The sequence below is a fragment of the Frankia sp. CoWAU3 genome (assembly GCF_977971855.1).
Genome location: NZ_CDWWXB010000236.1, coordinates 1,988 through 5,507, shown reverse-complemented (window position 1 = coordinate 5,507; position 3,520 = coordinate 1,988). Strand labels below are relative to the sequence as shown.

Annotated in this window: 2 protein-coding genes; one reads left to right on the top strand and one right to left on the bottom strand. The window is 69.9% G+C overall.

The features are described 5' to 3' along the window. Positions 1–784: 784 nt before the first annotated feature. Positions 785–1,585, top strand: coding sequence for an AfsR/SARP family transcriptional regulator (locus tag AC08ON_RS16170; protein WP_476608414.1), 801 nt, complete (start codon positions 785–787; stop codon positions 1,583–1,585). 71 nt (positions 1,586–1,656) lie between these two features. On the opposite strand, the gene AC08ON_RS16165 is transcribed toward AC08ON_RS16170, so the two are convergent. After that, positions 1,657–3,060 (bottom strand): MFS transporter, encoded by a 1,404-nt coding sequence (locus tag AC08ON_RS16165; RefSeq protein ID WP_476608413.1) that lies wholly within the window; start codon positions 3,058–3,060, stop codon positions 1,657–1,659. Positions 3,061–3,520 lie beyond the last annotated feature (460 nt).

Here is a 3,520-nt window from a genome sequence, read left to right as displayed (position 1 = left end):
GGCAACTACCCGGCCCGACGAGCCGACAAGGCCACCCTCACAACGCGGCTCCATGCCCGGGGCGCTGCCCTGGACGCCGAAACTCTCAGCCCTCACCGGGCCTGCCTTCCCCCAGCCGCTCTCGACCGTCCCCACTCCGGCAGGCCCACTCCCCGACCCCGGCTCTGCCACACCGGAGCCACGCGGAGCGGGACCGCAGGACATGCACGGTCGCGCCGCGGTCCTGTCCGGCACCGGATTCCCACCCACCATTTCCCCGCCGGACGACGATCCGACGCGACCGCCCTCGAACGGCCGCCGGCTCCCCACCGAACCCCCGCCGCCCACGCCCAAGCCTCCCAGCCCTCCGCGAAGGGCCGCATCGGCCGGTCCCGTTCTACCGACCACCACGGACACTGGCGACGCCCCCGAGGCCGCCGGTCTGCTGGCCCATCCGGGACGACCGCTCATCCACCCGACGGATATCCCACGGGTACCACCCGTGGTCTACTTCGAGACGCCCCGGATGCGAGCGAACCGGCAGGGCCGCGTCCCGGCCGAATCGATCCAGCCCGGGACGGAGGCACCACCTGGACCCCCTGCCCCCCCGCCGCCAGCCGTTCGTTCGGAGGCGGGATCGGCGGCCGGGGTGGGATCGCGGTCCGGTACCCGGTGGTTGGCGGCGGACGCGCACCGTGCACCGCCTCAGACTGCTCGGGCGCGCTACGCCGACGGAGATACCACCGTCCCGGATGTCGGCGTTTCACGGCCCCCGATGGGGACGTCCGGGGCGGCGCCACAGCGTGTGCCACTCGAAACCACGCCGCCCGCCGATCCCACCGCGCCCGCCGAGGCGCAGGTCCGGATTCTCGGACTGCCCACCGTCGAGGGTCCCGGGCGACCACCCGCCGAGCGCATCGACCTGTTGACCGAGGTCATCGTCTACCTCGCGCTGCACCGGGAAGGCGTGGGCAGTCGGCTCCTCGCCGAGGAGATCTGGCCATCCGACACCACGGAGGAGATCGCCGACGCCGCGTTGACCGAAGCGCGCCAGTGGCTGGGGACCGATGCCAGCGGCTTGCCTCGGATCATGATCGGCCCGGATGGCCGGTGGTGGCTGAGTCCGGATGTGCGCTGCGACTGGGAACTCTTCGTGGCCTACACCCACCGGGCCGGTCTGCCGGGCAGCGACGCCGAGGCGGATCTGACGACAGCCCTGCGGATGGTCAGCGGTCCCCTGTGGACGGATCTGCCTGCCGGGCGGTACCGCTGGGCGACCACCGGGCCAATCGCCCGAAGCACCCGGGCGGGCGTGGTCGACGTGGCGCATCGCCTCGCCCAGCTGACGTTGGACTTCGGTGACACGATGACGGCGCTGGCGGCCTGCCGCACCGGGCTACGGGCCGTGCCGACCTCCGAAGTGCTCTGGCGGGACCTGCTGCGCACGGTCGCCGCACGGGGTGATCGCCGGACTCTGCAGGCTGTGGCAACGGAGATGTACCGAACTATCGGTGTCGGCGGGGTGCGTCGCGGCGGGCGGGCCGAGGCCGAGACGGACGCACTGGTGCAGACCCTGCTGCCCGGATTCCGTCGCGGCCGGCGGTAGTGCCCGTTTCCGCTCCCGGGGCAGCCGGCAGAGGACCCGGCCTGATGGCTGGTCGCTGGTCGCCGGTGACGCTAGCCGACCTCGGGGATCTTGGGTACCCCGGAGATCTCCGAGGTACCGGGGTCCGCAGTGAACTCGGCAGCCGCAGCAGGAGAATCGGGACCGCGCAGCGCCGACGCGCAAACCGTGATCGCAACGAGCAGGACGAACACGACGACCATGGCGAACTGCAGGCCCGCCAGCTCGGCGAGCCCACCGATGAGAGCCGGCCCGCACAACCATCCGACATACCCGACCGTGCCGACCACGGCGATGGAGCTGCCCGTCGAAGATCCAAGCCGCCCCGTCGCGGAGAACACCGCGGGCAGCACGCAGGCGGTGCCGACGCCGAGCGTTCCGAATCCGACGATTCCCCCGACCGTGCCGAACGCCGAGGAACCGAGCGCAAGCATGAGCGCGAATCCCACCATCGCGGTCACGGCGAGGCCGCGGACCGTTCGGGTCGGGCCGAACCGTGCCATGGCGCGGTCCCCGAACAGGCGCACGACGAACATGCAGGAGGTGAAGGCCACAAAGCCGATACCCGCGATTCCGACGGCCGCTCCGGCCACATCGGTGAGGTAGACGGCGCTCCAGTCCGCTGCCACACCTTCGCAGAGGAAACTACCGAAGGCGATGACGCACAGTGCGACGAACGGCCTGGCACGGCTGCCGGTGCCGACGGGACCCCGGGGCATCGCTCTGTCGCTGTCCCCGTCCCAGCCGTCTCCTCCGTCCCCGTCCGCACGTCCCTCCCCATCCGCACGTTCGTGGCCCCGTTCACGGTCATGACCACGTTCAGGTCCGTCCTCCAGCGCGACTTCCGGTGCAGCGCCGTCGGGCAGCATCCAGGCCGTGGAGGGTAGGGCGGCAGCGAGACCCAACCCGCCGAGCACCGCGAACTGCACGCCGACCGGGACACTCAGAGCGGCCGCCGCCGAACCGATCCCGGCCCCGGACAGGGCACCCGCCGTCCACGCCGCATGGGCGGAGGTCATGATCGGCCGCTGGTAGCAGCGCTCAATCCCCACGGCCTGGGTGTTCAGGGAGATGTCGAGGCAGCTGCTGGTCGCCCCCCACAGGGCGAGCAGGGCGAACAGAGACCAAGGTCCCTCGACGAGTGGGACCAGAAGACCGGTGGCGCAATAGGCGGGCAAACCTGCTCGCACCATGGTGATGCTGCCGTAGCGGGTGACCGCCAGACCGATCAGCCACAGTGTCAGAACCGCCCCGATCGGGGCGCCGAGCAGGGTCAGACCGAGCTGCCCGTCGCCGAGTTCGAGCCCCTCCTTGATTTGCGGTATACGCGGCGCCCAGCTCGCAAGCAGCAGAGCCAGCAGGAACAGCGAGCTCATCGTCGCCGCCCGGGCACGGAACAGTACTTGGGCATCGAAGGGCTGGCTCCGAGTCGCGCGGCGCACGCCGCCCGGACCCATCAGGATGATCTCCAGCCGTCGATCTTCATGATGCGCACGCCGCGAGGAGAATTACCCTGCGCCCCGGATCGTTACGCATCATTACTCCATGCGACGATACCCGATAAGATCGAACAACGCTCTGGCGGCATCCAATTATGTTTCGACAGATCTAATTACGATACATAAAATATAATTAAGTTGCATAAATCCAATTATGATCGACGACACCCGATGACATCCCGATGTCACTATGAGGACCTCTCGACCATGAGGACCTCTCGGCAGCGGGCGCGAACGTGCCCGCCCGATCGGGCACGATGGCGCTCCCGCGGCCGTCGCGTCGGATACTGGCGGGGTGCGTCTGGTCATGCTCTCGGACACGCACCTCCCGGTGCGGGCACTCGAACTGCCCGCCGAGGTGGAGGATCGCCGGCTCAGGGAGGTCGTACTGCGCCGCCTCCCGCCGCGGCGGACGGTC